This is a genomic window from Betaproteobacteria bacterium, from assembly GCA_016791345.1.
GTDB lineage: Bacteria > Pseudomonadota > Gammaproteobacteria > Burkholderiales > JAEUMW01 > JAEUMW01.
On record JAEUMW010000163.1, the window covers coordinates 1 to 1,934 of the forward strand.

Genomic DNA, 1,934 nt, shown 5'->3' on the forward strand with positions numbered 1-1,934 from the left:
CCGAGCTTGCCGGGGTAGGGGCTGCGCTTGCCGGACAGGGCCAGCAACTGGGCGTTGGTCCCGGTGGCCATGACGAGCACTTCCGCCGGCGTGTACCAGCGGGTCAGCGTGGCCAGCAGCGCGCCCTGGCGCCGTGCCAGCGCAGGAGAGAACAGGACATCGGTGCCGAACGCCGTCTTGAGCTTGTACTTCTTCGCCAGCCGGTAGGCGGCATCCATGCCGGCGAACACTTCATGAAACTTCTCCCGCTCGTCCGACCCGGGCGGAAACACGTTTGCCATGTCTTCGGAAAACGGCTGGATGCTGAGCCAGATGCCGCGCTCCGCCATGAGCTTCGCGGTAGGCTCGTCCATCAGGTGGCCGTGCTCGATGCACTTGACCCCTTGCCCGATGGCCCGCCGAATCGATTCGGACGTATAGGCATGCACGGTAACGTACGTACCCCAGTTCTCGGCGGCTTCCACCGCGGCGCGCAGTTCCGGCTCGGTGAAGGTGGTTACGTCTATTGGACTATGCGGCGACGCGACGCCGCCGCCCGCAGTCAGCTTGATCTGCGTCGCGCCCAGCATCAACTGTTCGCGCACGCGCACCCGCACCTCGTCCGGACTGTCGGCGACCATGCTGGCGCCGAGCACTTCCATCCGGGACGGCGGTTCGCCGAGCACGCGCGGCAACTCGTACAACTGACGGAAGTCGCCGTGACCGCCGGTGACGGTGATGACGGCGCCGGACGGGAAGATGCGCGGACCGGCGACGATGCCCTCGTCGATGGCGCGCTTGAGCCCGAACGTCGGCCCGCCGAGATCGCGCACCGTGGTGAATCCGCGCAGCAACGTATCGGTTGCCTCGGCGCCTGCCACCAGGGTCGTGTAGCCGACGTCGGCGCCCAGGGCGGAGGCGGGGGTGGGCCGCACGAGCATCGCGTGCCAGTGCACGTCGATGAGACCCGGCATCAGCGTGCGCCCGCCGCCGTCGATGACGACCGCGTCCGCGTGGCCGTCGATCGCGATCGGTGTCGCCGAGATGCGCTCGATCGTATTGCCGCGCACCAGCACGTACGACGGCCCGGAGAGCTTGCCGCTCTTGCCGTCGAAGATGCGGACGTTCTGGATTACCGTCGCCGGCGGCGGTGGCGTCTGCGCATGGAGCAAGGCTGTGAACCCGCACAAGAGCACAAGCATGATCGAGCGGGTGATCACGATCGTTATTCCTTCATCCCGGCAGGTTGCGCGGCGCTGCGCTGTGAGTGGGCCGAGCATAGCAATGGCGCGACCGGGGCGCCATAGACTTACGCGAGGTCTTCGTTGAACCGCAGCCGGTTCCCGAAGGGATCGGTGACCTGCATCAGCTTCGCGTTCCACGGCGCGAGCTCGATTGCGGGTCGCAGGTACGGATAGTTCTTCGACGTGAGCTCGTGGTGAAACTGATCGAGACCGCTGACGCGGACGAAGACGGTGCCCCCCGGGCAGCAGTCGCCGTGGTGCTCAGTCAGATGGAGAACGCAGGTCGATCTTGATATCTGCAGGTAGAGCGGGGCGTTCGCGTCGAACCGGTGCTCCCAGTCCAGCGTGAAGCCGAGAAATCCAAGGTAGAACTCGCGGGCCTTCGCCACATCGAAAATCCGCAACAGCGGGATGGTCTGCAGAACGTCCAAGGCGGCTCTCGCGGCTACTGGTGAGCGAATTCGGTCAGACGTGGTTGGCTCACAGTCCGCTAGGAAGCGGGCCTGTCCTTGGACGCGCTCCCGCTCGCGTCGTAGCGCTCCGAGAGTTCAACGGTGATTCCTTCCGGACCCCACAGAAACACGAGCTTGCGCCCGTGGAAATCGAGCATGTCGTTCCGCGTCTCGACGCCTGCGGCGCGCAGTCGCACGATCTCGCTCTCGAGATTTCCGACCGCGAAACAGATGTGGTTGAAGCCAACCGTACTCAGGT

The 1,934-nt window shown here is 65.5% G+C and carries 3 protein-coding genes; all 3 read right to left on the bottom strand.

Features of this window, described 5'->3' with window-relative positions; translation table 11 throughout:
* Positions 1–1,181, bottom strand: a 1,181-nt coding sequence (locus tag JNK68_06485; protein ID MBL8540004.1) for an amidohydrolase family protein, incomplete at its 3' end; no start/stop codon positions are given.
* 107 nt (positions 1,182–1,288) lie between these two features.
* On the bottom strand, positions 1,289–1,654 hold the full coding sequence (locus JNK68_06490) for a VOC family protein (GenBank protein MBL8540005.1): 366 nt from the start codon (positions 1,652–1,654) through the stop codon (positions 1,289–1,291).
* 59 nt (positions 1,655–1,713) lie between these two features.
* Positions 1,714–1,934: hypothetical protein (locus JNK68_06495; GenBank protein MBL8540006.1), on the bottom strand; the 221-nt coding region annotated here is incomplete at its 5' end.